This is a genomic window from Nocardia sp. NPDC050175 (genome assembly GCF_044459885.1).
Classification (GTDB): domain Bacteria; phylum Actinomycetota; class Actinomycetes; order Mycobacteriales; family Mycobacteriaceae; genus Nocardia.
The window spans coordinates 24,547-51,461 of the sequence record NZ_JBITJI010000004.1 but is presented as its reverse complement, the minus strand read 5'-3'; the positions used below and the strand labels follow the sequence as shown (position 1 = coordinate 51,461).

The window sequence follows — 26,915 nt, the reverse complement described above, 5'->3', positions numbered from 1 at the left end:
GACCGAACCCACTCTCCAGCAACGGAATACGAACCTGAGGAGCAAACAATGAACCCTGAGATGAACGACACCGACACCGATTTCGATCCCACCGACCCGAGCCTGCACCTCGAATACCTCTACGGCCCACAGTGGCGTGACGTCGTGCAGATCATCGAACGAGCCGCTCAGCTCACCACGGACGAAATCGAGCAGCTCAACATCCAGGCGGATAAGAACGGGACGACCGGGCTGTCCAACCCCGACGGTCTCGCCGGCCTGCTGTCCAGCTTCCGCAAGTCGTCGACGGAAACGAAGACCGCGCAGATCGCCGCCGAGACGGCACAGGAGTTCGGTCGCACCAGGGCCGTTCAACTGGCGGGACTGATTGCCGGACAAGCGATTTCGCCGGTCATTGGTGGCAGCGCCGAGGGTTTCAACGGGTTGCTGCAGTCGCTCGGTTCGCTCGGCGCGATGAATGCGATCAATCGAGCGGTCACCGCGGCGGTCCTCGCGGACCTGGTCGGCCGCGGCGAATTCACCAGGGACGTCTACGACTCCCTGATGGACCCCTGGCTCGACGCCACGCTCTGACCAGCTGCCGACGACTAGCAAAGGAGATTCGATCATGTTCGATCCCAGGTCCGCGCCAAGCAGCACCGCCCCGCTCGGGGGCCTGCTCGACATCAGTTCCGCACCGGTCGCCTTCGGCTACTACGAAGAGAACGCGACCGACGCCGAGACCATCACCCGCTGTCACGACCGGTCCCGCTCCGGGCCCATCGGCTGGTGGAATCGGCACCGGCAGCTCGGTATCGGCGTCGGAATGACGCTGGTGACGACACTGGGATTCCTGCCGGCTGTGCAGAACGCAGTGATCTTGGGGTGGTAACACCCCTGCCCGATGAGGCCGCGACGCCCACCGTGACTTTCACGGTGGGCGTTGTGGCTACCATGCTGCAAATTGTGACGGGACGGGTGGCTGATAAGATCGGCCTATCGCTCGATAGTCCCGTCTGCCTCGTCTTTTTCGATGGAGGTGTGCAGTTTCAGGACGCTGGAGAGTAGGTCGAGCGAGTGATTACACGAACGCGTTACCTCGTTTCAGCTAGACACCGCAATTCCCTGGACACCCGACACCTCGGTGGAGAAAATGCGATCGTCCTGTTCGGTGATCGGCACGACAACACCCCCGCGGCGCTAGGCAGCCGTGGAGGGACGCACAGCGCCAAGCCCGGATACCGGCAGCGGCAACGCGGTAGACCCGCGCCCGACCGGACCGAGCCGACTCGAAGGTCGTCGCATTTTCGTCGCCCGGCTCGGTGAGCTGTTCGCCGCAGCAGGCGCGCCGCCGGTGAAATCGGTGGTCCGCGCTGCCAACGCGCGGATCCCGGAGAGCGCGCCACGCATCACCGCCCAGCGGATCAGCGACTGGCGCCGCGGCAACCGCACGCCGGCCACCTTCCTCGCGGTGCGCCCCGTACTGGACGTCTTGATCACGGAGGCCCGACGCCGAGTCGCGGCCAACCCCGATATCGACCCAACCCTGCTCGATATCGTGCGCTGGCACGAGGACTGGAAGGCGGCCAGGGTCGAGCCGCCGGTCGCCGATGTCGACCGCGAGCCCTATCGCGGCCTCTGGGCTTACCGCACCGAGGACAGTGATCTGTTCTTCGGCCGCGACCAAGCGAAACTGCAACTGCTCGAACTCATTTCGACAGCTGAGGCAGACGAGGCGCCGTCGATGGTGCTGCTGCTCGGGGCCTCTGGCGTCGGCAAATCGTCGTTGCTCGCCGCAGGCCTGCTCGCCACACCGGGATTGCCGACGCCGATCACCATGTCCCCGGGCAATGATCCGATGACCGCTCTCGCGTCGGCAGTTCGAACGCGGCCGCCGGGTCACTGTCTGCTGGTGGTCGACCAAGGCGAGGAACTGTTCACTCGCTGCACGAATGACGCACAGCGGCAACAGTTCCTGTCCGCGTTGACGTCGCTCGCCGCGCCCGGCGCCGAGCAACGCACCACCGTTGTCGTCGCGTTCGACACCGCGCACCTGCCGAAGTTGTTGCGCTACCCGGTATTGATGACGGTGCTGCGCGACCACACCATGCTGCTCAATCCGATGACACCGGAGGAACTGCGCGAGGCGATCGTCCGTCCTGCCGCGGTCACCGGACTGCGGGTCGAGGACAGCCTGGTCGAGGTCCTGCTCCAAGACCTGGACACCATCGAGGCGCACAGTTCGGTTCGTCTCCCGCTGTTGTCCTTCGTACTGGCCGTGACCTGGTCGAACCGCCGCAGTCGGACTCTGACGCTGGAGGCGTATCGCGAAGCGGGCGGCTTGGCTCGCGCCTGCGCGGTGGGCAGCGAAATGTTCTGGTCCGGCCTCACCGAGAGCGAACGCGAGGCCGCCCGTCATGTGCTGGTCGCGCTCACCGTCATCGGGCCGACCACGGTGGTGCGCAACCGGGTGCCGATCGAGCTGCTGGTCGAGGAGTCGGCGGAGCCGGACTTGACCCGATCGGTCATCGCCCGGATGACGGAAGTGCGAATGATCGTGCAGCGCAACGGCGAAATCGAGCTGGTGCATGATCTGCTGCTGACCGGATGGCCGCGCATGGTCGAATGGTTGGCCGCGGAAAAGGAATTCGCGCCCGACCGCCAGCGCATCGAATCCGACGCACGGGAGTGGGTCCGGCAGGATCGGCCGGCGTCGTTGTTGTACTCCAGGACTCGGCTCGAGGACGCGGCAGGCTGGATGCGGCGCACCGAGTCGTCGAACCAGGTCGCCAGGGAGTTCGTGGCCGCCTCGCTGACGCGGCAGCGCGCACGGGCGGTACGCCGACGGATGATCCTGTCCGCCATCGCGGTATTGACCGTGGTGGCACTTGTGCTTTCGGTGATTGTGATCGCGCAGCGCGCGGCCGTGGCGCAGGAACACAAGGACGTGATACTCGGGCAGCTTGTCGAGGAATCGCAGCGGATCGAAGACGTCGACCCCGGGCTCTCGGCGCAACTCGCGCTGGCGGCATACCGGATGAGCCCCGACGACCCGGGTGCTCGCGCTCGCCTACTGGCGACGCAAGGCTTGCCGATCGAGATCACCTCGACAGCGGGGCACGACGGTTCGGTGCGTGGCATCGCACTGAGTTCCGCTCGGCGGCTGCTGGCCAGCGCGGGTAGTGACGGCTTCATCCGGTTGTGGGATCTGTCGGATCCGCATGCGGTAGCGGCCGCCGGGCAACTCGGTGGTCACCGCGGCAACGTCGAATCCGTGCTGTTCAGCCCGGACAACAGCAAGCTGGTCAGCGCGGGCAGCGACGGCACGGTGCGGGTCTGGGACATCTACGATCTGCATGCGGCGCGCCAGCTCGGTGAGTTCGACATCGGCACGGCCGCCACCTCTGTCGCGTACCTGCCCGACGGCCGTTCGCTCGTTGCGGGCGGCGTCGACGGAACGCTGAATTTTCTGAATGTCGATACCCCACAATCGATTCGGCGGATCAGTGCGCCTGTCGCCGCACACACGGGTGCGGTCAGAGCGCTGGCGCTCGCGCCGGACGCTCCAGTGCTGGCCACCGCGGGAAACGATCGCACGGTGCGACTGTGGGCCGTGGGTGACTCCGAAAATCCGGCCCCGATCGGGGCACCGCTCGTCAGCGAAGCTGCAGTGCCGGCAATCGCTTTCGGCGACGGAGGGCGGATCGCGGCGGGTACCGCCGACGGCGTGCTGCAGGTGTGGGATGTGCGCGACCCGGTCCGCCCGCGCCTCATCGACCGGAAACAACAACGGCTGGTGCCGATTACCCACCTGCAGTTCTGGCTGGGTGGTCAGGTCCTGCTCACCTCGGACGCGGGCGGCTATGCCCGCGGGTGGGACGCTCGCAGCTTCGATCGAATCTCCCCGGTCGCCCTGGAAGTCCACGGCAACAGCCGATCCAACCAGCAGTTCGCAATCGTCTCGGAAAGTCAGGTGGTGAGCGCGGGCTCGGACGGACGGATCAGGACCTGGACTCATGCCAGGGTGCAGCTCCCGATCGTCTTCCAGGGCGCACTCGATTCGGCAAGCTTCGACACCGAGGACAAGCTGCTGGCCAGCGGAGTTCGGGACGGACAGGTCGGCGTGTGGAACATCAGCATCCCGTTCTACAGCCGGTTGATCAGCGAGGTAGCGGTAGGTCCGCCCGATCGCCGGGGCCCGCAGGTCGCGCTGCGTCCCGACGGTGGGCTGCTCGTCGCGGCAGGCGATACCGAAGTGCGACTGTGGAATCTGGCCGATCCCGCGCGACCTGACCCGCTCGGCGCGCTGCCCGGCACCGGCCTCAGTGGGCCGATCGCCTTCGAACCGAACGGGAAGCGCCTGCTCTCCGGCGTCGGCCGACGGTCGCTCCAGCTGTGGGACGTGTCCGAGCCGTCCGCCCCGCGTGCGCTGGCGGAATTGCGCACCGGACGGGACCGAGAGATCGAACTGGCGGCGTTCGCTCCGGGCGGGGCGCTGGTCGCCGCCGCCGACGATGATTCGCGAATCCACCTGTGGGACATCACCGATCCGGGCAAGCCGGTCGAGGCATCGCTGGATACACAGGGTGGCCAGGCGCGGGCACTGGTCTTCGGCCCGGACGGCAAGACCCTGTTCAGCGCGGACGACAAGGGCATGATCCGTTCGTGGGACGTCACCGATCTGGCGCGGGTTCGCGAACTGGGTGCGGTGCGTGCGCATACCGCCGCGGCTCGGACGCTGGCGATCGATCGATCCGGCCGCCGCCTGGCCTCGGGTGGGGATGATCAGACGGCCCGCCTGTGGAACGTCGCCGACCCGTCCGACATGCAGCCGCTCGGTGATCCGATCCATGCGAAGGTCGGCTGGAACTGGTTCGTGCGTTTCGACCCGAAAGACGAGTCCCGCCTGCTCACCATCGGCGACCAACTGTCGGCCCTCTGGTACACCGACCCGGACGCGGTCGCGACAAAACTCTGTGCCACCTCGGCCTCGCAGATCGACGAGCAAACTTGGCGAGACCAGTTCCCTGCCATCCCTTATATCCGCCCCTGCTGACGACCAGGGCTGATCTGGCGGTGTCGGCAAGTGCACCAGACCGCTGGCCTCGGATTGTGCACGCAGACAGTCTTGCTCGGGAATCGGTCTAAGTCCAAGTTAGAGAGTGATTGTTCTCTAGGATGGCGGGAGTGAAACCGAGCGGAGGGCTGCGGCATGTCTGAGTGGCGTCTGGACGGCAAGGTGGCGGCGGTGACCGGGGCGGCATCGGGGATCGGTGCGGCGACGGCCGTCGAATTCGCCCGCCGCGGTGCGACATTGGCCCTGGCCGATATCGACGACGCGGGGATGAAGGAGACGGCGAGCCGGGTGGCTGCGCTCGGCGCCGAGGTCAGCACCCGTCTCGTCGATGTCGGGAACGAAGATGCGATCTACTCCTTTGCCGACAGTGTCGAAAGGCGTTGGGGCAGAGCCGATATCGTGCTGAACAACGCTGGCGTCGCGGTGCTCGGCGACGCGGTGACGATCAGCGACGAGAGTCTGCGATGGATCGTGGATATCAACTTCTGGGGCGTAGTGCACGGCACCCGGGCGTTCCATCCGATTCTCGAACAATCCGGTGGCGGCACCATCGTCAACGTGTCGAGCGTATTCGGTCTGCTCGGCATGCCGAGTCAATCCGCCTATAGTGCAACAAAGTTCGCGGTTCGTGGCTTCACCGAATCGGTGCGGATGGAGCTGCTGCTCGCGGGTTCACCCGTGCGCGTCATGGCGGTGCATCCGGGTGGGATCCGGACCAATATCGCGCGGTCCACCCGGATCGAGGGCACCGGTGTCGCGCGTGCTGACTCCGCTGCGGCCAATGTCGAGATGTTCGACCGGATGGCGCGGACGTCGCCGGAGCAGGCGGCAGTGGCGATTGTCGACGGGATCCGGCGCGGTAAGGCGAAGATCCGGATCGGCGCCGACGCGGTGGTGCTGGATGTGGTCCAGCGGCTGTTCCCCGTCGGTTACCAACGCATCATGCTGGCCGTGATCAAGCGCGGACTCCCGGCGTTGAAAAGAGCATCGGCAGAAGAGGAATCATGATCCGTACCGAACGTGACGGCACCATCCTGACCGTCTGGCTGGACAACCCGCCCTACAACTTTCTCACCAGCGAGATCATGACCGCGCTCACGGACTTGCTCACCTCGCTCGAACGCGACGACTCGACCCGCGCCGTGATACTCACCAGCGCGGTCGAGGAGGTATTCGTCAGTCACTACGACGTCGCCGAAATCCTTTCCGGCGCTGAGGCTTCGCCGGTCACCCTCACTCGACGGTCCGCCGCCGCAGCCCTGCATACAAGCCGTGCCGCCGACCGCATCCCCGGCGGGCAAGCGGCATTGGCTCGCGCCGGTGCGGGCGGTGTCGCCGATCTGCGCCGCTATCACGAGGTCTGTCGCCGAATGCGCAACTCCGACAAGGTATTCGTTGCCGCACTCAACGGCCGCACCCTCGGCGGTGGCTGCGAACTCGCGCTGTCCTGCGACATCCGGTTGATGGCCGACGGCCCCTATGAGATCGGTCAACCCGAGATCCTGGTCGGGATCATCCCAGGCGGCGGTGGCACGCAGCTGCTCACGCGTGTACTCGGCGCCGCTCGGGCGATGGAACTGTGTCTCGAAGGCGCCCCGATCACGCCCGCTCGTGCCCGCGACATCGGCCTCGTCCATCGATTGGTCGCGTCGGCCGACCTGATGGACGAGGCCCGCAGCACCGCGGCTCGCCTCGCCCGCAGGTCACCGGTGGCGGTCGCAGCCCTCAAACGCGCCATCTACGAGGGCGGTTCCGAATCCCTGGAGAAGGGACTGCATATCGAACGGACCGGCTTCCTGGAGACCAGTTCGACCGCGACCGCCCAGCGTGCGATGACCCGGTATCTCGAGGAGATCCGCGAGGTCGAAACCAGCGGCCAAGACCTGGCGACGTTCGTCGCCGAACGCCTGCCCCGGTGGGTCGAAGGCAGCGTGGTCGAATTCTGAAGCCTCAGTCGCGGTCGGCGGGCTGGGGGAGGATCAGTGTGAGTCCAACTGCGGCTATGGGGACGAAGCACAGCGTCGTCAGAACGGCCTGCGGCCCTTGATGATCGGCGATCATGCCGAGCACAGGCACGAACAATCCGCCAGCACTCACCGCGAGGCCGAGGGTGACGCCCGCTGCGGTGCCAGGCCGATTCGGCAGATAGTCCTGACCCAGCTTGACCAGTACCGCGAACGGGATGTTCACGGTCACGCCGGTGAGTACGGCCAGCGCGAGGCCGAGCTGCGGACTGGGCACGATGCGCAGCGCGGCCAATGCGGGAATAGCTGCGACACTGCCGATTTGGACGGTGCGGAGCATCCCGATGCGGTCGGCGATGCGGCCACCGAGCAAGGTGCCTGCCACGCCACCGGCCATGAAGGCGGTCAACGCGGCCCCGCCTAGCGTGCGTGAACCACCGAGTGAGTTGATCCAATACAGCGCGATGAAGGTGCTCAGACCGAATGAGATGATCGCGCGCACAACGGCAATGGCAGTGAGTACGAGGAAGGGCACCCACCTGTCTTGGCCGACAGTCGAAGTCGTGGCGTGTGCGGCGGCGCTTTGCCGCAACTGGTAGCGCCACAGCACGAAACCCATCAACACCGCCGGTGGAATGAAGAACGCGGTGGCTCCGACGCCGTAGGAAACCAGCGCCGGCGTCGCGAGCGCGGGGGCGAGGAAGAACCCGACGCTGCCGCCCGCCGCGAACAGGCTCATCGCCGACGCGCTGTTCCCCGCGTCCCGGCGCGCGTCCCGCCCCGCTGACGGGTGGAATGCGGCGACACCGATCCCGGACAGCAGCAACAGAACCCACACCACGGGATACGTCGGTGCCAGCCCGGCCAGTCCCGCACCGAGTCCGGCCACCGCCACTCCGGCGGGCGCGAGCCACAGCAGCCGCCACCGATCGGCGAGCAGGCCGAGCACCGGTTGGGGGAGCGAACTTCCCAGCGCCGCCGCGAGGGCGAGACCTGAGGCGGCGGTATAGCTGTAGTGCCGTTCCAGCACGAAGAACGGAATACTCGCGGGCACCAAACCTTGATAGAAGTCATCGACCGCGTGCGCAATCACCCAGTACCGCATGCGTTTCCACGCTGCACCTGCCACCACCGAGGGTGCGACACCTGTATTCACCATCACTCCTCCTAAGCCCATCTGGCAGCTTATGAACGGCAGGTGGTGGCAGACTTCCGATAAACTGCCTGATTATGTCGATATTCAGCCAGGACTCGACAGTGGTGAAGACGCTCGCCGGGGGAGCGCGCATTCACCGGCATCGGCACACCGACCACCAGATCGTCTATCCGAGCTCCGGGGTGGCCGAGGTCAGGACCGATGCGGGCAGTTGGATCGCCCCGGCGGACCGGGCGATCTGGATCCCCGCCGGAAGCTGGCACGAACATCACTTCTACGGTCCGACCCGGTTCCACACGGTGGGCTTCCCGCCCGAGCTGGCACCCGACTGGACCACGCCGTCGGTGCTCGCCGCGCTGCCGCTGGTCCGCGAGCTCATCATCACTTGCTCGACGGCGCAGGAGCTGCCCGATACCGAGCTGGTGCTGCTGCGCCGGGTGCTGCTCGATCAATTGCGTCGCAGCCCCGAACAGCCGCTCCGGTTGCCCGCCGCCCGCGACGAGCGACTCCGAAAGGCTTGCGCGCTGGTCGAATTCGATCTCACCGAGGTGTGGACGCTGGCGGGACTCGGTCGCAAGGTCGGTGCCGGCGAACGAACGTTGACCCGCCTGTTCCGCACCGAACTCGGCATGACCTACCCGCAGTGGCGCACCCAGTTGCGCCTGCACAACGCCATGCACCTCCTCGCCGAACAAGTACCGGTCACCGTCGTCGCGCATCGGTGCGGTTGGTCGTCGGCGAGTGCGTTCATCGAGGTCTATCACCGCGCGCTCGGCCATACTCCCGGCACGTTCCGCGCGAACCGCGACCTGAAATAGCTGATTTGTCAGCTATGACCTATTCGCGCGAATTGCAAAGAATGCAGGTCGCTTACCTTTCGTGACGCCCGTCATAGAGCTCGGTCGCCTTATCCACGGACAGTTCACCGAGAGTTAAAGCCGATCTCAGTAAACTTTCGCACCAAGGGAGTTACGGGGGAATTCATACGTTGGATCGAGCCTCACTGGAGGGCCGGTGGAGGTTCGTCGTGGATATCGATGTGGGTGACGCGGGCACCGGCACTCTCGAGCAGGGTGCGGGCAGCGGGGTGCGCAGTATTCGGCTGATCGCCGTGCTCGGCGCGCTGTCCGCGTTCGGTCCGGTCACCACCGACCTCTACCTGCCGAGCCTGCCGCAAACCGCTGCGGCACTGCACACGTCCCAGTCGGGGATGCAGTCTTCGCTCACCGCATGCCTCATCGGACTCGCGTTCGGTCAGCTTGTCGTCGGTCCGATCAGTGACGCACGGGGTCGGCGCGGGCCGCTGATCGCGGGCATGGTGCTGTTCTGCGCCACCTCGCTGCTGTGCGCGGTCGCGCCGAATGTGCTGGTATTCGATCTGTTTCGGCTGTTACAGGGCCTCGCGGGGGCAGCGGGCATCGTCATCTCGTTCGCCGTTGTCCGGGACGTGTACCAGGGTGCCGCGGCCGGAAAAGCCTTCTCGATTCTGCTCGCCGTGAACGGCGTCGCGCCCATCATCGCGCCCGTCATCGGCGGTCAGCTGCTGCGATTCGTGGACTGGCGTGGCGTGTTTCTGGTGCTGGCCGGACTGGGCGTGGTGTTTCTGGCCCTCGCCTATCGCTGGGTGCCCGAGACCTTGCCGGTCGATCACCGCCGCGGCGGCGGAATCGTGATGATGGGCCACGATATGCGACAGGTGGTGCGGGACCGGTCCTTTGTCGGTTATGCCCTTGTTGTCGGTTTGTCGTTCGGTGCGATGGTCGCCTATATCTCCGCGTCGTCGTTCGTATTCCAAGAGGTGTACCGGGCCTCGCCGCAGTTGTTCAGCGTCTTTTTCGCGATCAACGGAGCGGGAATCCTGGTCGCCAATGCGGCCAACGCCCGGCTGTTGAATCGGAGAACGCCCCGCTCGCTACTGGATATCGGTTTGGCCGGTTTAGCGCTCGGCGGCCTGGCGGTACTTGTCGTGGTCGCGGTGGGCGGCCTCGGCCTGTGGTTTCTGGTGCCCGCGCTGTTCGTCATGGTGGCCTCGATCGGATTCATCATGCCGAACGCCACCGCACTCGCGCTCGAACCGCACGGCGCCACGGCAGGCAGCGCCTCCGCCGTGCTCGGGTGCACGCAGTTCCTGTTCGGCGCCCTGGTGGCGCCGCTGGTCGGGCTCGGTGGGGTCAGTGCGGTCCCCATGGGCGTTGTCGCCATCACTTTGTGCACGCTCGCCGTCGTAGTCCGAACGGTGTTGTGCCGTCCGGAGATTCAGGTCGACGGTGCTTCGAGAATTCCAGGGAGTCGAAGGCGATGGAACAAGATATCGTCGTGGTGGGCCTCGCCTGCCGATACGCGAACGCGCGCGATTCCGGAGAGTTCTGGCGAACGTTAGCGACCGGACACTCCGACATCGCGGAAGTCGGCCCCGACCAATGGGATCGGGACCGCTTCTTCGCGCCGGGCGACCGCAACCCCGGGAAGATCAACACGAAGTGGATGGGCAAGCTGGCGGGGGCGCGCTACTTCGACAACGCGTTTTTCAACCTGTCGCCGCGCGAAGCCATCGCCATCGATCCGCAGCATCGGCTGCTGCTGGAGGAGACGTGGCACTGCATCGAAGACTCCGGGCTGCCGATCGACCTGCTGCAGTCGGGCCGCACGTCGGTGAACGTCGGGCTGATGGCGCAGGACTACCTGATCAAGGGCGTATCCAACAACAAACAGGTCGACGCCTTCGATCCCACCGGCAACTACGCGTGCATCGCGGCCAACCGAATCTCGTTCCTGCTCAACCTGAACGGGCCGAGTAGGACCGTCGACACCGCCTGCTCCGCCTCGTTGGTCGCGCTGGCGCAAGGGCGCGCCGATCTGCTCACCGAGGACTGCGATTTCGCGCTGGTCGGCGGGGTGAACGTGGTCTGCTCGCCGTGGCGGTATCTGGCGTTTTCGCAGTCGCGGATGCTCAGCCCTGATGGACGATGCTTCACCTTCGATCGGCGGGCCAACGGGTACGTCCCCGGCGAGGGCGTCGGTGTCGTGCTGCTGACTACCCGTGCCAAGGCCGAACGCCTCGGCTGCCATATCTACGGTGTGCTGAGCGGCATCGCCACGAATCACAACGGGCACAACCGGAGCCTCACCGCACCGAGTGTGGCGGCGCAGGCTGACGTCATCAACCGGGCGCTGGCCGCCGCGGGGGTCGAACCGTCGGCGGTGAGCTATGTGGAAGCGCACGGCACCGGTACCAGCCTCGGCGATCCCATCGAGATCGAGGCGCTGAACAGCGTGTACGGCCGGGATCGCGGGACGCCGCTTGCCGTTGGCTCGGTGAAGACGAACATCGGTCATGTCGAGGCGGGCGCGGGGATGGCCGGGCTGATCAAGGTGCTGCTGATGCTGCGGCACGGTCGCATCGCGCCGACGTTGAACATGGAGATCCACAACCCGCTGCTGCACGCCGTCGGTGCCACCATTCGCTTCCCGAATGCCCTCGTCGACTGGCCCGCCGAGCAGGGGCCGCGGACCGCGGGGATCAGCTCGTTCGGCTTCGGTGGTGTGAATTGCCATGCGGTGGTTCAGGAATACGAGGCGCCGGTCGGTCGTCGCGCCGTCGCATCGCCGCGTACACCCGCCGTCTTCACGCTGGCGGCGAAAACACCTGAGGCACTGCGCAATACGCTCGCCGAGTGGGCGGTCGAACCGCGTTGGGCCGAACCGGAATTCGTCCCGCAGCTGTGTCACGCGGCCAATCAGCGGCTGCTGAGCCAGCCGTATCGGCTCGGAGTCCCGGCTGCCGACATCCCGGACCTGCTTGCCGCAGTGCGGCGGGGCGAGCTGAGTTCGGTCCGGCATGTCGCTGCGCAGCCCGAGCCGATGGTGTTGCTTGCCCCGCACGACTCGGCAAGTGCCACAGCGCGTCTCGCGACCGTGTCCGACTCCGCAGCCGGTCGGGAGCTGCGCGCGCTGATCGCCGACCGGGACGGTGAGTTCGCCGCGGACGGGCGCCTCACGCGATTCGTGGCACACCTCGACGGGCTTGCCGAGCTGACCCGGCGTCGGGTGACGATCACCGAAGTGGTCGCCCTCGACGCGGTCGGCGCGGCCGCGGCACTGGTGCACGCGCAGGCGATCCCGATGGAGGAAGCCGTCGGCGCGCTGCTGGTCGACGATCCGCTGGTGTTGCAGGCACCGCCGCAATACACCGTGCTGGTCGGCGGGGAATGCCTGCTGCCCAACGAGATCGATGCGGACTACCTGCGCGACCTGGTGACCGGCTGCGCCAGCACCCTGACCGAGGTCACGCCATACATCACGCAGGCGGCTCTGCTGCTGGACCACCAGCACACCTTCGCCAGAGCGCTCGGCCGTTGGGAGCAGTTGCTTTCCGCCCGAAGCTTTTCGGTGGTCGACGCGATCCGCCGGTTCGCCGAGGTGGCGCCGGAACTCACGCCGGAACAGCTTGCGGTGCTCGCCCTCGCGGTGAATGTGGCGGCGGGCGAGATCGACCGCGCGTGGGGACTGACGCCGCCGGGGTGGCTGCCGCCCGCAACCGCGGAGCTGGCTGTGCTGATCTGCGACGGCATCGTCGACCGAAGTGAAGCCGTGGCAGCACTTTTCGGCGAGGCCGAACTGACGGCTCTCGCGGACAGTGCGCGCGGCCGGGCGGTGGTGCGATCGGCGCGGCTCACCCGGTTCGATGCGCTGACGAAGCGGACCGAGCAGGCTTACACCGGTCGTCGACTGGAGCTCCCTGGTCCCGATGCCGACCTTGCGGCCGCCATTGCCGCGCTCACCGAACGTTCCTCGGCCGTAGTCGTACTCGGACCGCTGGACGGCGAGTCGGCGTTCGACGTCGTGCAGATCGCGGACGGCGACCCACGCACCATGACCGCCGCCCTGCTCGAATTGTGGTTGCGCGGTTGCGATGTCGATTGGGCCGGGCCGCAGCTCGATGAGACACCACGACTCCCAGGATTGCCCGGCTACGTCTTCGATCAGCACTCGTTCTGGCATGAGGACACCGATCTTCGCATCGACGGCCAGGTGCCGACGGTGATTCCGCCGACTGAGGCTATCGAGCAGCAAGTCGAAGCTATCGGCGTCGCAGCGGTCAACGGCTCGTCGGGGATTATGTCGTCAGCCGGGAAGACGACCACTTCGCCGATCCGGGACACAACGCCGTCGGCCGGGCAAGCGATTGGCCCGTCGGCCGGGCAAGCAGTCGGCCCGTCGGCGCGACAAGCAACTGCCCCTTCGGCCCGGCAAACCATCTCCCCGTCATTCCGGCGAACGCCGGAATCGAGTGGCGATGTTTCGGCTGAAAGTCCCGACTCGGTCCCGGTGTTCGCCGGGAAGACTGCGGTGACGTCGGTCGCCGCAGTTGCCGGAGCGGCCGCGGTTGGGCCGCAGCTGGAACAGCTCCTGATCGCGCTGATCGCCGAGGCGACCCGTTCACCCCGCGAGAGCCTGCGTACAGCAACGGAATTCGCAGACATCGGCATCGATTCCCTGATCATCCACACCCTCAACCTGCAACTCTCCGAACGGTTCGGCGACATCGCCGCGACCTTGTTCTTCGAATGCCGCAATATCGGTGAGGTCGCCGCCCGGATCCAGCGCGACTACGCCGATGGCGTCCACAAATACTTCGACTCGGCGCCCGCGCCCACAGCGACATCGGTGCCAACGCCCGGAGGGGCGCAGCCACCCACGGCTGCAGCGGCGCCCGCATCCTTGCGCGCGCCCACACTGGCACCGGCCCATGTATCTGCAGCGTCCAGGGTTGCCGCACCTCCGGCCGAGCAGCTCGTTGCGCGGCAACGGGTTCGGCGGGAGTCGGCCGAGGACGGCATTGCTGTGATCGGGTTCGATGGCAGGTTTCCTGGTGCCGACTCGGTGCCGGAGTTCTGGCGGAACCTTTGTGACGGAGTGGATTCCGTTGGCGAGATTCCGCTCGAGCGTTGGGACCATGCCGAGTACTTCGATCCGCAACGCAATGTGCCGGGCAAGGTCTATTCGAAGTGGGGTGGATTCCTCTCCGATGTAGACCTTTTCGATGCTGCGGCGTTTGGTATCGCGCCGGTCGAGGCGGCGTTCATGGATCCGCAGGAGCGGCTGTTCCTCGAGGCCACGCGTGGCTGCTTAGAGGTCGCGGGCTACTCGCGGGAGCGGATCGCCGAGGAGCATGACAACGAGGTCGGCGTCTATGTCGGCGCGAGTTTCAACAACTACCAGCTCGTGCAGCATGAAGCCGCCGGTGTGGATTCCTATGTGCCGATCAACTCGCAGACCTACGCGGTGGCCAACCGTGTCTCGTATCTCAACGACTTCCGTGGCCCCAGTCTGACTTTGGACACTGCGTGCTCCTCGTCGCTGTATGCGCTGCACCTGGCGTGCGAGAGTCTGCGGCGCGGCGAATGCTCCCTCGCGGTCGCCGGTGGCGTGAACCTCACGCTGCATCCGTCGAAGTACCAGATGCTGGCGCAGTATCAGTTCCTGTCCTCAGACGGCCGCTGCCGCGCCTTCGGTGAAGGGGGCGACGGCTATGTGCCTGCCGAGGCGGTCGGGGCGTTTCTGCTGAAGCCGTTGGCGGACGCGGTATGTGACGGTGACCGGGTCTACGGGGTGATCCGGGGGAGTGCCCTCACGCACGGCGGCCGGACCAACGGTTTCACCGTGCCGAGCCCGGCAGCACATACGACGGCCATCGAACGCGCGCTCCGGCAGGCCCGCTGGACGCCCGACACGATCACCTACTTCGAGGCGCACGGCACCGGCACCCGACTGGGCGATCCAGTCGAAATCGCAGCCATTCGTTCCGCTTTCGAGACGGCAACGCCACGACGGCAGCAGTGCGCGATCGGTTCGGTCAAATCGAATATCGGTCACGCCGAGGCAGCCGCCGGCGTCGCCCAGTTGGCCAAAGTGCTACTGCAACTGCGGAACCGCACCCTGGTCCCCTCGCTGCTGCACGCCGAGCGCACCAATCCGGCCATCGATTTCACCAACTCACCGGTCTACGTCCAACAGACCCTCGAGGACTGGGACCCTGCCCGGATGGGCGCGGGGGCCACGTCGCGACGCGCGGGCCTGTCATCGATCGGCGCGGGCGGCACCAATGTTCATGTCCTGATCGAGGAGTACCAGCGATGAATGCACCCGTGCCCCGATACATCATCGGAGTATCCGGCCATACCGCCGAAACCCTTGCCGCCCAGGCCGACACGCTCGCCACCTACTTGGCCGCCACCGAACAGGATCCCCGCCGAGCAGCCTTCGCCGACACCGTGACCCTCGCGGCCGTAGCCAAGACCCTGCTGCGACACCGAGCAGGATTGCCGCATCGCTTCGCCTTCGTAGCGTCCAAGCTGTCCGACGCGGTCGAGTCCCTGCGCTTCTTCGCCGAACATCAGGACAGCGGAAACCAGCTGCGGGGCAAGGGAATCTACGCGAACCGAGTCGAAATGGACTCATTCGGCGACAGGCTGGCCGCAGACCAAGAATACGTACGCCAACTAGCCGCCAACGAGTCCTACGACCGGCTGGCCGCCCTATGGTCTGTGGGCTTTCCGATCGACTGGAGCATCGTCCACCCAGAATTGGCAGCCGAGCTCCCCGCGTACCTACCGCCCACCCGCTTGTCGCGCCAACGGTTCTGGCCGACACCCGCCACGCATGTCTCCGAGCCCGCCGTCGCCAAGCCGGCAGCGAGCGGTGCGGCCGCCGCCACTGCGACGGCGCCGACCGCCGAGCCTGTCGTCGCGCCAGAGAGTGGCGGCGGGGACCTGCGCTCGGAGCTGGCCGTGCTGCCGTCGACGTTGCGGCGTCAACTCCTTCGCGGGCGGCTGCAGAGGTGGATCGGCGATGCTCTTGCCTATCCGGATGGTGAGTTGCCCGCTGTGGATATGGGGTTCTTCGACATCGGTATGACGTCGATCCATCTGGAGGAGGTTCGTGTTCGGATTTCTGCCGCGCTGGGGTTTCAGCCCGATGAGACGACGGCGTTCGACTATCCGACGATCGCTGAGTTTGCCGAGTATCTGGAGCGATCGCTCGATAGTGCGGTGGCTCAGCCGGTTTCGGTTCCCGAGGTACCAGCGGCCCGCGTTGCGGATTGGTCCGATGGCGAGAACGTGCTGACCGCATTGGATTCCGCTGCGATCGATGAGTTGTCGCCGGTGGAGCTCGAGCGCGTGTTGACGGCGATCCTCTGATGCCCGGCTATTCGATCGAGGAACGCTGATGACACTCGAAGAAGAGAACGGGCAGCTCAGGGCACTGCTGCGGAAGTCGCTCGCGACGATTCGGGAACTGAACCGAGCGACCGAGACCAGCGGCGGTGCTGCGTCGCCCGTCGCCATCATCGGCACGGCATGCGAGCTTCCCGGCGGTGCCGATTCACCGGAAGCCTTCTGGGAGTTGCTGAATTCCGGAAAGTCTTGTGAGCGTGATGCTCCTGCTGGCGAGTGGCTGCGGAACGTGCACAGTCAGTACTTCGCGCAGCATCCTGCCGCGGCGGCCTACGCGTCGGCGAACTATCTCGATCGTGACGTAATGCGGTTCGATCCACGGGCTTTCAACATCTCGCCGAACGAAGCGCGCGATATGGACCCGACTCAGCGGCTGGCGTTGAAACTCACCGCGCAGGCGCTGGAGCGGGCTGGGTACAACCCGTGGCGGATGACGGGCAAGGTCGGCGTCTACTTCGGCGTGATCGGCGGCGAATACGGTGCGCTGGCCCGGAAGTCCACGGAGCCGGGTCATTACGTGGCGACCGGCACCCTCGACAGTGTGGTGTCCGGGCGCATCAGCCACACCTTCGACTTCGCCGGTCCCGCGCTCTCCATCGACACCGCGTGCTCGTCGTCGCTGGTTGCCCTGCATCTGGCCTGCGAGGGCATTCGCAATGGTGACTGCGACATCGCGGTGGTCGGCGGGGTGAATCTGCTACTCGACCCGTCGGTGGTGGGTGCGCTGGCCGGATTCGGCGCGCTGTCGCTGGACGGCCGCTGCCACCCGTTCACCGGCGACGGGCAGGGCTATGGGCGCGGCGAAGGTGGTGCTGTCGTCGTGCTGAAGCGGTTGGCCGACGCCGAGAACGACCGCGACGACGTACTCGCGCTCGTGCGTGCCACCGCGGTCAACCACGACGGCCGGTGCAGCGGCCTGACGGTGCCGAACGGAAGAGCACAGCGGCACTTGCTGACCGAGGCCCTCAGCAAGGCGGGCCTGCGTGGATCTGACGTGGACTACCTCGAAACCCACGGAACCGGAACACCATTGGGTGACCCGATCGAGCTGACGGCAGCCAACGCGGCTTACTGCCAGGATCGTCCGGCCGACCGGCCATTGATCGTCGGCTCCAACAAAGCCCAGATCGGTCATCTGGAGGCCGCGTCCGGACTGGCATCGCTGCTCAAAGTTGTTCTAGTGCTGCAACATCGCCGCATTCCGGCCCAGCCTGGATACGATGCGCTCAGTCAGACGATCGACTTCGAGAAACTGGGACTACGAGTCCCCGCCGCTCACCTGGACGTCCCAGGCCGCGAATTGGTCGCCGCGGTCAGCTCATTCGGATTCAGCGGAACCAACGCGCACGCGGTGATCGAAAGCCCCTCGCGACGGACACGTGCAGCGGGCATCGAGCACCGCACGCACTCACTGCTGCTAGGTGCCCGCTCCGCGAACACCTTGGCAACCACCATCGATGACGCGGTGCGATACCTCCAAGCCACTCCGAACGCCAACGCCGAGGACGTGTGCTTCACCTACGCAACAGGCCGCGCGCACGGCCCTTTCCGCACCTACGTGACGGGCACGAATCGCGACGAACTGCTCGACGCACTCGAAACCCATTCCACTACACCATATTTCACCACCCGCTCCCAGCTGACCCGAACCGGCCCCTTGAAGCCGGTCTTCATCCTGTCGGGACTGATTCCGCAGCAACCGGATCCGCGAGCAGACGCCTGGTATCGCTCGTTCAGTGGATTCCGCAGCGGCTTCGACGCCGTCGCCACCGCATGGACGGCACATCGCGGCACGCCACTGCCGACGGGAACCCGCACGGACAGTCCGGTGGCAGCGGCGTGCCACCAACTCGCCGTACTGTCCGGCCTGATCCGAATGTGGCACAGCTTCGGCATCGAACCGGAGATCTGGTGCCCCGACGGCCTTGGCATGTACGCGACGGCCATCGAAACCGGTGCGCGCAGTGCCGATTGCGCTGTCGGCGAGTTGATCGACCTATTCGCCGGAGCGCCAGCGGAGCCGAGCTTCCTGACGTCGACCGGCGTTGCCGCGCTGCGAATCCCGGCGGGCACCGGCCCGGCAACACGAGAGCCCGCGCAGGCCTTCCGTTTCGAAGCCGCCGTGATCTGCCCGGCCACCGGCGAGTTCCTCAGCCCACGCAAAGCACTGGAGCCGGACTACTGGCGGCAAGCCGCGCAGGCAGCGCCCGACCTCGGCCGCGCCGCGCGGCTCTGCGCCGGCCACGAGGCGCGGGTGGCCGTCGTGCTCGGCCTCGAAGCGGCGCCGACGAGGACGCTGGCCGACGCACTGACCGTGGTCGAGCTCGCGTCGGACCCGGACGCACTGCTGGCCGCCCTGGTCCGCCTGTACGAACTGGGCGCGGAGGTGAATTGGGCGGCCTGGTACGAGGGCACCGGCGCTCATCGCGTCCAGGTGCCAACCTCGGCCTACGAAGAGTCGACCTACGTCCTGGAATCGCTTCAGGAGGAGCCGACCGCCGTACCCCTCGGTGACCCACTGGAACCCCGCACTCATCCCTCACCGCGCGGCAGCTCCGAGCTCGACTTCGTGCTCGCGAGCACCGTGCTCCCACTGGCCGACACCCACAACATCGTGCACATCGGCTATTTCGTCGAGATGCTGCTCCGCGCGACCGCCAGGCTCCTCCCGGACGCCCGCTTCGACATCGCCGAGATAACCTTCAGCACCGCGCTCGTCGTCGCGGACAAGCCGGTACCGGTGCGGCTGACCTTCGACGACCTCGACTCCGCCGCACCACGGTTCGGTTTCCACTCATTGGTCGATGCGGATACGAACCGCTGGCGGACTCATGTCTCCGGCGTGCTTGCCAAGCGCGCCGACCCACCGCCGGTCTTCGCCGAGATCACCGGCGCCTCCGTCGGATTCGACACCGCATACACCGGCCCCGAGTTCTACGCCGCCATGCACGATCGTGGTCTGCGGCTGGGGCCGAGCGTCCGTGCCGTCGGGGCGGTGCGTCGCTCCGGGACCGTCGCGATCGCGGATATCGACCCCGCGCATGTCATCCGCACGGAACGCGCGGCGACTCGCGTCGCGCCCGGCATCCTCGACGCGTGCGCCCAGGTGTTCCACGTCCTCATGCCGGACGTCGTTCCCGCTGGCGCAGCGTTCATGGTCGAACGAATGGCCGGTGTGATCGTGCGACCCGGCGAACCGGTTGCTCCACAAACGATCCGGGTCGACGGCGTCCAACTCGCCCCCGACGGCAAGAGCGTGATCGGCCGATTCGCCCTACTGGACGCCGACGCGGCCACGATCGTCGAATGCCGCGCCTGCACCGTCCGGTGGATCGACAGCGGCATCGACTCGGTGATCGCGGCCTCGGACGCTTCGGCGGACACGCTGCGCCTGTCTCCGGACGAGATCGCCGAAATCAATGCGGCACAAGGATCCTCGGCGCAGCATCTCCTCGAGGCCGCGATAGGTCGATTGATCGCCGAACTGACCGGCATCGCGACCACCGACCTCAGCCCCGCCGACACGACCGCCGCGCTGGGCATCGACTCGATCCAGGCGACCCGGCTGTACCGAGCATTGGAACCGGTCAACCCGCGCGAGCGCATCGAGCTGAGCGATCTAGTGCAAGGCATCGCCATCGCCGAGCTGGCCACCCGGCTACGCGCCGACGCGAGCTCCTCGACAGCCGAGCAACTCCGGAAACCGTATCTCCCACCGCGCAATTCCATCGCGCCACTACGGCTCCTCTGCGTCCCCTACGGCGGCGGCAGCACACTCCTGTTCCACGGCTGGCAATCCCTACTACCCACCGGCATCGAGGTCTGCCCGGTCGCATTACCCGGGCGCGGCACCAGACTCGCCGAACCCTTGGTACCCGACGTCTACCGCATCGTGGCCGAACTGACCGAGGAAGTACTGCGTTCCGGCGACGAACCATTCGCCCTCTACGGCCACAGCGCTGGCGGATTGATCAGCTACCTACTGACTCTCAACCTGCGCGAGCGCGGCCACCCCGGACCACGCCACCTGTACATCGGCGCATTCAGCAGCCCCGACCACACCGGCAACCCCTTCTATCTGGCTTGCCGAGAAGAGCTTCACCAGGCGGGCTACCCAGATCTGCCGAGCGACAAGGAAATCCGCGACCTCACCGACCCGCAGCTCGAAAACCTCGCCGCACTACTACGTTTCCCCGCCGCCGACGCCGACGCGGCCTTCCTGCGGATGGCACTGCCCATCCTGGCCAACGACATCCGCATGGTCGGCAGCTTCCGTCAGACCGAAGCGAAGGTTCTGGACGTGCCGATCACCGCCTTGCACGGCCGCAACGACGACCGCGTCACGGAAGCGAACATGCGCGGCTGGTCCGCCTGGACCTCCGCCGAGTTCGACCTGCACGTCCTGGACGGCGACCACTTCTTCCTGCACCCCGAACAACGCCGCAAAGACGTGCTGGACATTCTCGCAAGGGGTGCTCGATGACTGGATTCGCCACCACACCAACGCAATACGACGCGATCATCATCGGCGCAGGCCCCGTCGGCCTGTTCACGGCAGTGCTGCTCGGCCAGTACGGCGTGCGCACGCTGGTGGTAGAACGCAGACAACAGATGTACACCTACCCACGCGCCATCGGCATCGACGACGAAACCATGCGCGCCATGCAGGCGACCGGCATTGCCGCCACCCAACTTCCACAACTCAGGTATTCGCCGACCATCGAATACCTGTCCCCGGTCGGCTATTCGCGCTTCCAACCGCCCGCCACACCGGGCCCCTTCGGCCACCCGTTCCTCGCCACCTTCCTCCAGCCACGCCTGGAAGCAGGCCTGCGCGCCCGATTGACCGAGCTGCCCTCCGTCGAGCTGCGCGAAGGCACCGAATACATCGACTTCGACGAGGCCGGCGGCATCGTCACTCTGATGCGCGACGCTGACGGCCAGGAACTGCGCGCTTCCGCCCGATACCTGCTGGCCTGCGACGGCGGCCGCAGCCGGGTGCGCCAGCAACTCGGCGTGGAACTCCTCGGCGCCACCCAGGAGGAGAAGTGGCTGGTGGTCGACGTACGCGACGACGACGTGCTCGCCGCGGCCATGCGTGACCGCCACCAGGACACCGCCGATCAACCCATGGTGTCGATCTCGCTGCCGGAGGGCCTGCGCCGCATCGAATGCCGACTGTCGACGTCGACCGCACGAGCCGAAACCGTTGGCCCGAAACTCATTCAGGACACACTGCGCCCTTTGGTCGCCGATCACCCGGTCGACGTCGTGCGAGCCGCGGTGTACGAGCGCTACTTCCGGCATGCCGAACAGCTGCGCGACGGAAACGTCTTCCTGCTCGGCGACGCCGCCCACCTGGTTCCGCCCTACGGCGGCCAAGGGCTGTGCTCCGGCGTCCGCGACGCGATCAACCTGGCCTGGAAGATCACCTTCGTGCTCCATGGCCGTCTACCCGCCGACATCCTGGACAGCTACGACACCGAGCGCGGCGGGCACCTCACGCGCACCGTGGCCTTCGTGCGGCACCTGGCCCGGCGGATCGAGGGCGACAGCGGCGAGGCCCCGGACGCCGTCGAACTGTCGGTGGAAGACCAGCGCCGCGCCAAACCGGCACCCGAATACGATGTCGGCTTCTTCGACGAAAACGCCGGTGGCGGAAAGATGTTCCCGCAACCGGTGGTGCTGCACGAAGGCCTCACTCGCCCCTTGGACGACCTCCTCGGTCATGGCTTCGCGGTACTGGCGCGAACCCACAGCCGCATCTCCGCCATCGGCTGGCGCGCCCTGCTCGGTGCCGACACGGTGGTCGCCCAGGTGCGCGCACACGGGGAGCCGAGCAAACCCGGGGTGCTCGTGCTCGACGACGCCACCGGCGACCTGGTGCGCGCCATCGGCGACGCCGATTTCGTTGTCCTGCGGCCGGACCGATTCGTCTTCGCCGCGTACCGCGACGCGATGGCTCCTCGGATCGCCGAGTGCCTGTCGGAGTGGCAACTGTCCGGTGGAGGTGTCCGATGATCGAAAGTCGCAACGGCACAGGGCAGGTCGACGTACTCATCGTCGGCGCGGGCCCGGTCGGGCTCACCATGGCCTTGGCCCTGACCAACAATGACGTGCGATTCCGCATCGTCGACAAGCTCGACCGCTGGTCGGAGCTGAGCAAGGCGATGACGCTGACCCCGAGGACCCTGGAATGCTTCCGGATGCTCGGCGTGGCCGACCGCTTCCTGGAGGAGGGCATCCTCTCCCGTCGCATCCACCACTACACCGAGCGCCGAAACCCTATCGCGGTCACCGATCTGGCCGAGCTCGACGGCGAATTCCCCGGTGTATTGCACCTGAGCCAGCGCAGGACGATCGAAATCCTCACCGCCGCACTGGCAGAGCGCGGCATCCTCGTCGAACGCGGCCTCGCACTGACGGATATCGAGCAGGCAGGGGCAGTGCACGTCTGCACCGTCACCGCGGCCGACGGTGCCGTCACCACGATCGAGGCCCGCTATGTGGTCGGCGCGGACGGCAGCCGAAGCCGGGTGCGGGACGTGATCGGCACGGCCTTCGACGGCGAGGAACAGTCGGAGACGTTCATCATGGCCGATATCGAAATGACCGGTTTCCCTTACTATCCCGAGGATCGGCACGCGTTCTATCTGGACGAAGGCACCTTCTTCACCATCCTGCCGATCGATGGACGCTACTTCCGCCTGATCTCCACCTCCCGCACCGCGTCCGCGGCGGTCGACGAGGAATTCATCCTGCGCCGATTCGACGCGTTATTGCGCACTGTCGGGCTCGCGCACGTGAAACTCGGAGATCCGTTCTGGCTCACCCGCTTCAATCCACGGCAGTATCTCGCCGAACGACTGCAGGTGGGCGGCATCTTCCTCGTCGGCGACGCCGGACATATCCAAAGCCCCATCGGTGCACAGGGATTGAACACCGGCATCCAGGATTCGATGAATCTGGCCTGGAAGCTCGGCAGCAGCCTGCGCCACGGTGGCACCGCGGTGCTTGGCAGCTATCACGACGAACGACACCCGGTTGCCAAGCACCTCTTCGCCTACAACAACATGCTCAGCGAACGCATCTTCGGCCGCAATCGCCTCAAGCGACAGTTGCTGCGCTACCAGAACTATCTGCTCCGTCTGTCCAAGTTCCATGCCGAAGAGCTGGCTAAGGTCAGCCAATTCCGGGTCGGCTATCCGGCGGGCGGCCTCTTCGCGCGCCCCGAACCGGGCAGCACACCGGGCGGGCCGCGGGTGCGCGTCGGACAACGCATGCCGCACTGCGCCTTCGAGACCGCGCACGGTCACCCTCTTCGTCTACTCGACGAACTGGGTGCCTACCGGCATGTGCTGCTCATCTTCGCCGGCGAGGACACCGTTGCACCGGAAGCGTTCTCGGCGCAGGTCGGGCACGAGACCGTCAGCTACGTCGTCTACGACCGGCCGTCACCGCGACAGAAGTACCGGCGACCGGAGGGCGGCAACGTACTGTTCGACATTTCCGGCCGCTGGCGCGCCCAGCAGCAGCTGCCGCCGCACACCGGCGTGCTGATCCGCCCGGACGGCTACGTGGCGGCGATATTCCGGCACGGCGACCATCGACCACTCGAAACCTATTGGGACCTGCTCACATCGCACACCGAGGACGGACAATGAAGGCACTGCGGTTCGACCAGATCGGCTCCCTCGACGCCCTCGCCCTGGCGGAAGTGCCTCGGCCACCGGCGGTCCCGGGCGAGGTCGTCGTGCGCATCCACGCCGCCGGCGTCAACCCGAGCGACTTCAAGAACGTACTCGGCAAGTTCCCGTACACCACGGTGCCGCGTACGCCCGGCCGCGACTTCGCCGGTGTGGTCGTGGACGGCCCCGCCGGATTGCTCGGCCAGGAAGTCTGGGGCAGCGGCCGCGAACTCGGTTTCGTTCGTGACGGCTCGCACGCCGAGTACCTCGCGCTCCCCGCGGCCGGTGTCGCCCGCAAACCCGCGACTCTGTCCTTCGCCGAGGCCGCCGCCTCCGGTGTGCCCTACCTGACCGCATGGGAGGCCGTCGAACGCATCGGCGTCGGCGCGGGCACCGCCCTGGTCCTGATCGGCATGGGCGCGGTCGGCACGGCCGCCTACTTGCTCGCCAGCGCCCGTGGCGCCGATGTCGTTGTCGGCGTGCGCCGTTCGGAGCACGCCGACGAACTGCGCGCCCGCGGCATCGAGGCGATCGTGCTGGACGACACCGAGAAGTTCGCCGCACAGGTGCGCGATCGTTTCGCCGACGGCGCCCAGGCCGTGTTCGACACCACCGGCTTCTGGCTGCCCGCGGCGATCACCGCGCTCGGCACGGGCGGCCATATCGCGGTGATCGCCGCCCCAGCGGACGGTCACGAGCGCGTCCCGGTGCTCGACCTCTACCGCCGCGGCGGCACGCTCGTCGGCGTCAACTCGGCCAGGCACGACACCATCACCAGCGCCGCCTCACTCAACAGCCTCGGCGAGCTGTTCGACTCGGGTGCCCTGCCGGTGCCGACCGGCATCGTCGCCCGGCCGTTGGACCAGGCGGTGGAGACCTATCGTGAGCTGGCGGCGGGAGCGAACGACAAGTTCGTCTTCACGAACACGGAGTACTGAACGATGCCGGTATTCGTTTTCCCGGGCCAGGGTTCGCAGTTCCCCGGCATGGGCAAGGAACTGTTCGACGAGTTCCCCGACGTCGTGCGCGAGGCGGACGCGGTCCTCGGCTACTCGGTGCGCGATGTTTGCATGGAACCGGGCGGCGCGCGCATCGCACAGACCCTGTACGCTCAGCCCGCCATTTACGCCGTGAATGTCTTGACGTACTTACGTTTTCAACGCAAGTCGCCCCTACGGCCGTCGTATCTGCTCGGCCACAGCCTGGGGGAGTACTGCGCGCTGTACGCGGCAGGCGCATTCGACTTCGCCACGGGGCTAGAGCTCGTCGCCCGACGTGGCGAACTGATGGCCGAGGCTGACAGCGGCACGATGGCCGCAGTGGTCGGTCTCACCGCCGAACAGGTCCAGGCAGTCACGCCCGGCGACGGAATCTGGGTCGCGAACCTGAACACACCGCGTCAGGTGGTGATCTCCGGCGATACCGAGCGAATACGTTCGGCGCGTGACGATTTCCTCGCCGCAGGCGCAACCCGCTACGTGGTGCTACCGGTCAGCGGCGCCTTCCACTCACCACTGATGGCGTCCGCCCAGACCCGTTTCGAGGAGGTCCTGGCCGCCGCGCCGCTCCGCGACCTCCGGATCCCCGTGGTCGCCAACCTGACCGGCGAACTCCACACCGACGCGGGGCTGCGGGCCGCACTCGCCGCGCAGATCTCCGCGCCCGTCCGCTGGGCCGACAGCATCCGACTGCTGTTGCACCGCGGCGAGACCCGTTTCATCGAAACCGGCACCCGCCGCGTGCTCACCCCGATGATCGAAAAGATCGCCGCCTGAACTACTTCTCGAACTGTGTCCGCTTCCAATCCCCGTACGGCTCATCACGTTCCCGAACTGCCTCACGGAAACCGGTAGTGGCCGAACGTAATTGGAAGGCATAGCCCTCGCGCGTATGCCGCGAGATACCGTCGAAAACAGTGCTGATCATGCCGGAGTTCGCTACGCCCTGCGCGAGCAACGCACTGTTGAGCGCCAGTTTCGCCATGACCAACTGATTGATCGGCATCCTGGCAATGCGTTCGAGCAACGCCTCGGTGCGCTCGTCGAGTTCGTCGGCGGGCGCGGATTCGACCGCGAGCCCCCATTCCTCGGCCTGCTTGCCGGACAGGCAGTCGCCGGTGAAGAGCAGCCGCTTGGCGCGCTGATCACCGAGGCGGTGCGCCCACATGCCCGCAGCCGGAATGCCCCAGACCCGGGTGGGCGGGTAGCCGATCTTGGTGTCGTCGGCGCAGATGATCTGGTCGGCGTAGAGCGCGATATCGGTGCCGCCCGCAACGGCGAACCCGTGCAGTTTGGCGACCGTCGGCTTGTTCGCGTGCAACAGGCTGGAGAAGCCGCGATTGAACCGGCTCATCATCGCGTAGTCGACCATCGGATCCCAGGTACCCCAGGGATTGTGATTGCGGGCCTGGACCACCGGATCCAGCACGGTCCCGGTGGGCGACTCCGCGCCGTCGACCGGTTCCTGGCCGTTCTCGGCGAAGATCGACAGGTCATAACCGCCGCAGAAGCCCTTACCGCGCCCGGAAACCACCATAACGTGCACGCGCGGATCGAGGTCGGCCCGCTCGACCGCGTGCGCGAGCTCGATTGGGGTGTCGGCGGTGATGGCGTTGCCGCGCTCGGGACGGTTGAAGGTTATCCGGGCGATCCGGCCGGTGACCTCGTAGGTCAGCGTCCGATAGCTGATTTCCGTCGGCGGCAGCGCGCGGTCGGCCCACGGCGAATCGGGCGCTTCGGTAAGTCCCTCGTACCAAGCGGCCGGGCGAGTGCCGGAATGATTCTCGAAGTCTGACAAGAGGGTTTCCTGACTACG

At 66.5% G+C, this 26,915-nt stretch carries 16 protein-coding genes; 14 read left to right on the top strand and 2 right to left on the bottom strand.

The genetic code is table 11. The annotated features are described in order from the left end of the window. The first annotated feature begins 48 nt into the window (after positions 1-48). The 5 genes from ACIBK2_RS14640 to ACIBK2_RS14620 all read left to right on the top strand — a co-directional run bounded on the left by ACIBK2_RS14640 (position 49) and on the right by ACIBK2_RS14620 (position 7,002). On the top strand, positions 49-573 hold the full coding sequence (locus ACIBK2_RS14640; RefSeq protein ID WP_396967333.1) for a hypothetical protein: 525 nt from the start codon (positions 49-51) through the stop codon (positions 571-573). Positions 574-607: 34 nt separating this feature from the next. Further along, positions 608-871, top strand: a complete 264-nt coding sequence (locus ACIBK2_RS14635; protein ID WP_396967331.1) for a hypothetical protein — start codon at positions 608-610, stop codon at positions 869-871. A gap of 318 nt (positions 872-1,189) precedes the next feature. Further along, positions 1,190-5,035, top strand: coding sequence for a hypothetical protein (locus ACIBK2_RS14630; RefSeq protein WP_396967329.1), 3,846 nt, complete (start codon positions 1,190-1,192; stop codon positions 5,033-5,035). A 156-nt stretch (positions 5,036-5,191) separates the two neighbouring features. After that, on the top strand, positions 5,192-6,064 hold the full coding sequence (locus ACIBK2_RS14625; RefSeq protein ID WP_396967327.1) for an SDR family NAD(P)-dependent oxidoreductase: 873 nt from the start codon (positions 5,192-5,194) through the stop codon (positions 6,062-6,064). Next, a complete protein-coding gene (locus ACIBK2_RS14620; protein ID WP_396967325.1) occupies positions 6,061-7,002 on the top strand; it encodes an enoyl-CoA hydratase/isomerase family protein in 942 nt (313 codons plus the stop codon). The genes ACIBK2_RS14625 and ACIBK2_RS14620 overlap by 4 nt, the downstream gene beginning before the upstream one ends. 4 nt (positions 7,003-7,006) lie before the next feature. Here ACIBK2_RS14620 and ACIBK2_RS14615 read toward each other — a convergent pair whose 3' ends face one another. Then, on the bottom strand, positions 7,007-8,179 hold the full coding sequence (locus ACIBK2_RS14615; protein WP_396967323.1) for an MFS transporter: 1,173 nt from the start codon (positions 8,177-8,179) through the stop codon (positions 7,007-7,009). A gap of 71 nt (positions 8,180-8,250) precedes the next feature. Between ACIBK2_RS14615 and ACIBK2_RS14610 the strand changes: the two genes are divergently transcribed. The 9 genes from ACIBK2_RS14610 (at position 8,251) to fabD (ending at position 25,876) form a co-directional block, all read left to right on the top strand. Then, positions 8,251-8,994 (top strand): AraC family transcriptional regulator, encoded by a 744-nt coding sequence (locus ACIBK2_RS14610; protein WP_396967321.1) that lies wholly within the window; start codon positions 8,251-8,253, stop codon positions 8,992-8,994. A 209-nt stretch (positions 8,995-9,203) separates the two neighbouring features. Then, a complete protein-coding gene (locus ACIBK2_RS14605; RefSeq protein ID WP_396967319.1) occupies positions 9,204-10,556 on the top strand; it encodes a multidrug effflux MFS transporter in 1,353 nt (450 codons plus the stop codon). Further along, positions 10,475-15,316: a beta-ketoacyl synthase N-terminal-like domain-containing protein gene (locus tag ACIBK2_RS14600; RefSeq protein ID WP_396967317.1), complete on the top strand. Its 4,842-nt coding sequence runs from the start codon at positions 10,475-10,477 to the stop codon at positions 15,314-15,316. The genes ACIBK2_RS14605 and ACIBK2_RS14600 overlap by 82 nt, the downstream gene beginning before the upstream one ends. Beyond that, positions 15,313-16,377 (top strand): phosphopantetheine-binding protein, encoded by a 1,065-nt coding sequence (locus ACIBK2_RS14595; RefSeq protein WP_396967315.1) that lies wholly within the window; start codon positions 15,313-15,315, stop codon positions 16,375-16,377. The genes ACIBK2_RS14600 and ACIBK2_RS14595 overlap by 4 nt, the downstream gene beginning before the upstream one ends. 28 nt (positions 16,378-16,405) lie before the next feature. Continuing rightward, complete coding sequence (locus ACIBK2_RS14590; protein ID WP_396967313.1) at positions 16,406-20,896, top strand: beta-ketoacyl synthase N-terminal-like domain-containing protein; 4,491 nt, start codon at positions 16,406-16,408, stop codon at positions 20,894-20,896. Continuing rightward, on the top strand, positions 20,893-22,434 hold the full coding sequence (locus tag ACIBK2_RS14585) for an FAD-dependent monooxygenase (protein ID WP_396967311.1): 1,542 nt from the start codon (positions 20,893-20,895) through the stop codon (positions 22,432-22,434). Before ACIBK2_RS14590 ends, ACIBK2_RS14585 begins: the two co-directional genes overlap by 4 nt. Then, the gene (locus tag ACIBK2_RS14580; protein WP_396967309.1) at positions 22,431-24,077 is read left to right on the top strand and encodes an FAD-dependent monooxygenase; all 1,647 of its coding nucleotides are present in this window, start codon (positions 22,431-22,433) and stop codon (positions 24,075-24,077) included. The genes ACIBK2_RS14585 and ACIBK2_RS14580 overlap by 4 nt, the downstream gene beginning before the upstream one ends. Then, a complete protein-coding gene (locus tag ACIBK2_RS14575; RefSeq protein WP_396967307.1) occupies positions 24,074-25,039 on the top strand; it encodes a zinc-binding alcohol dehydrogenase family protein in 966 nt (321 codons plus the stop codon). Before ACIBK2_RS14580 ends, ACIBK2_RS14575 begins: the two co-directional genes overlap by 4 nt. A 3-nt stretch (positions 25,040-25,042) precedes the next feature. Next, positions 25,043-25,876: an ACP S-malonyltransferase gene (gene fabD, locus ACIBK2_RS14570; protein WP_396967305.1), complete on the top strand. Its 834-nt coding sequence runs from the start codon at positions 25,043-25,045 to the stop codon at positions 25,874-25,876. Position 25,877: 1 nt separating this feature from the next. On the opposite strand, the gene ACIBK2_RS14565 is transcribed toward fabD, so the two are convergent. Further along, the gene (locus ACIBK2_RS14565; RefSeq protein ID WP_396967303.1) at positions 25,878-26,897 is read right to left on the bottom strand and encodes a crotonase/enoyl-CoA hydratase family protein; all 1,020 of its coding nucleotides are present in this window, start codon (positions 26,895-26,897) and stop codon (positions 25,878-25,880) included. Positions 26,898-26,915: the final 18 nt, after the last annotated feature.

Bases quoted from the DNA above. Each gene is read 5' to 3' on its own strand.
- ACIBK2_RS14640 (WP_396967333.1), top strand. From the start codon at position 49: ATGAACCCTGAGATGAACGACACCGACACCGATTTCGATCCCACCGAC.
- ACIBK2_RS14635 (WP_396967331.1), top strand. From the start codon at position 608: ATGTTCGATCCCAGGTCCGCGCCAAGCAGCACCGCCCCGCTCGGGGGC.
- ACIBK2_RS14625 (WP_396967327.1), top strand. From the start codon at position 5,192: ATGTCTGAGTGGCGTCTGGACGGCAAGGTGGCGGCGGTGACCGGGGCG.
- ACIBK2_RS14620 (WP_396967325.1), top strand. From the start codon at position 6,061: ATGATCCGTACCGAACGTGACGGCACCATCCTGACCGTCTGGCTGGAC.
- ACIBK2_RS14615 (WP_396967323.1), bottom strand. From the start codon at position 8,179: ATGGTGAATACAGGTGTCGCACCCTCGGTGGTGGCAGGTGCAGCGTGG.
- ACIBK2_RS14610 (WP_396967321.1), top strand. From the start codon at position 8,251: ATGTCGATATTCAGCCAGGACTCGACAGTGGTGAAGACGCTCGCCGGG.
- ACIBK2_RS14600 (WP_396967317.1), top strand. From the start codon at position 10,475: ATGGAACAAGATATCGTCGTGGTGGGCCTCGCCTGCCGATACGCGAAC.
- ACIBK2_RS14595 (WP_396967315.1), top strand. From the start codon at position 15,313: ATGAATGCACCCGTGCCCCGATACATCATCGGAGTATCCGGCCATACC.
- ACIBK2_RS14590 (WP_396967313.1), top strand. From the start codon at position 16,406: ATGACACTCGAAGAAGAGAACGGGCAGCTCAGGGCACTGCTGCGGAAG.
- ACIBK2_RS14585 (WP_396967311.1), top strand. From the start codon at position 20,893: ATGACTGGATTCGCCACCACACCAACGCAATACGACGCGATCATCATC.
- ACIBK2_RS14580 (WP_396967309.1), top strand. From the start codon at position 22,431: ATGATCGAAAGTCGCAACGGCACAGGGCAGGTCGACGTACTCATCGTC.
- ACIBK2_RS14575 (WP_396967307.1), top strand. From the start codon at position 24,074: ATGAAGGCACTGCGGTTCGACCAGATCGGCTCCCTCGACGCCCTCGCC.
- fabD (WP_396967305.1), top strand. From the start codon at position 25,043: ATGCCGGTATTCGTTTTCCCGGGCCAGGGTTCGCAGTTCCCCGGCATG.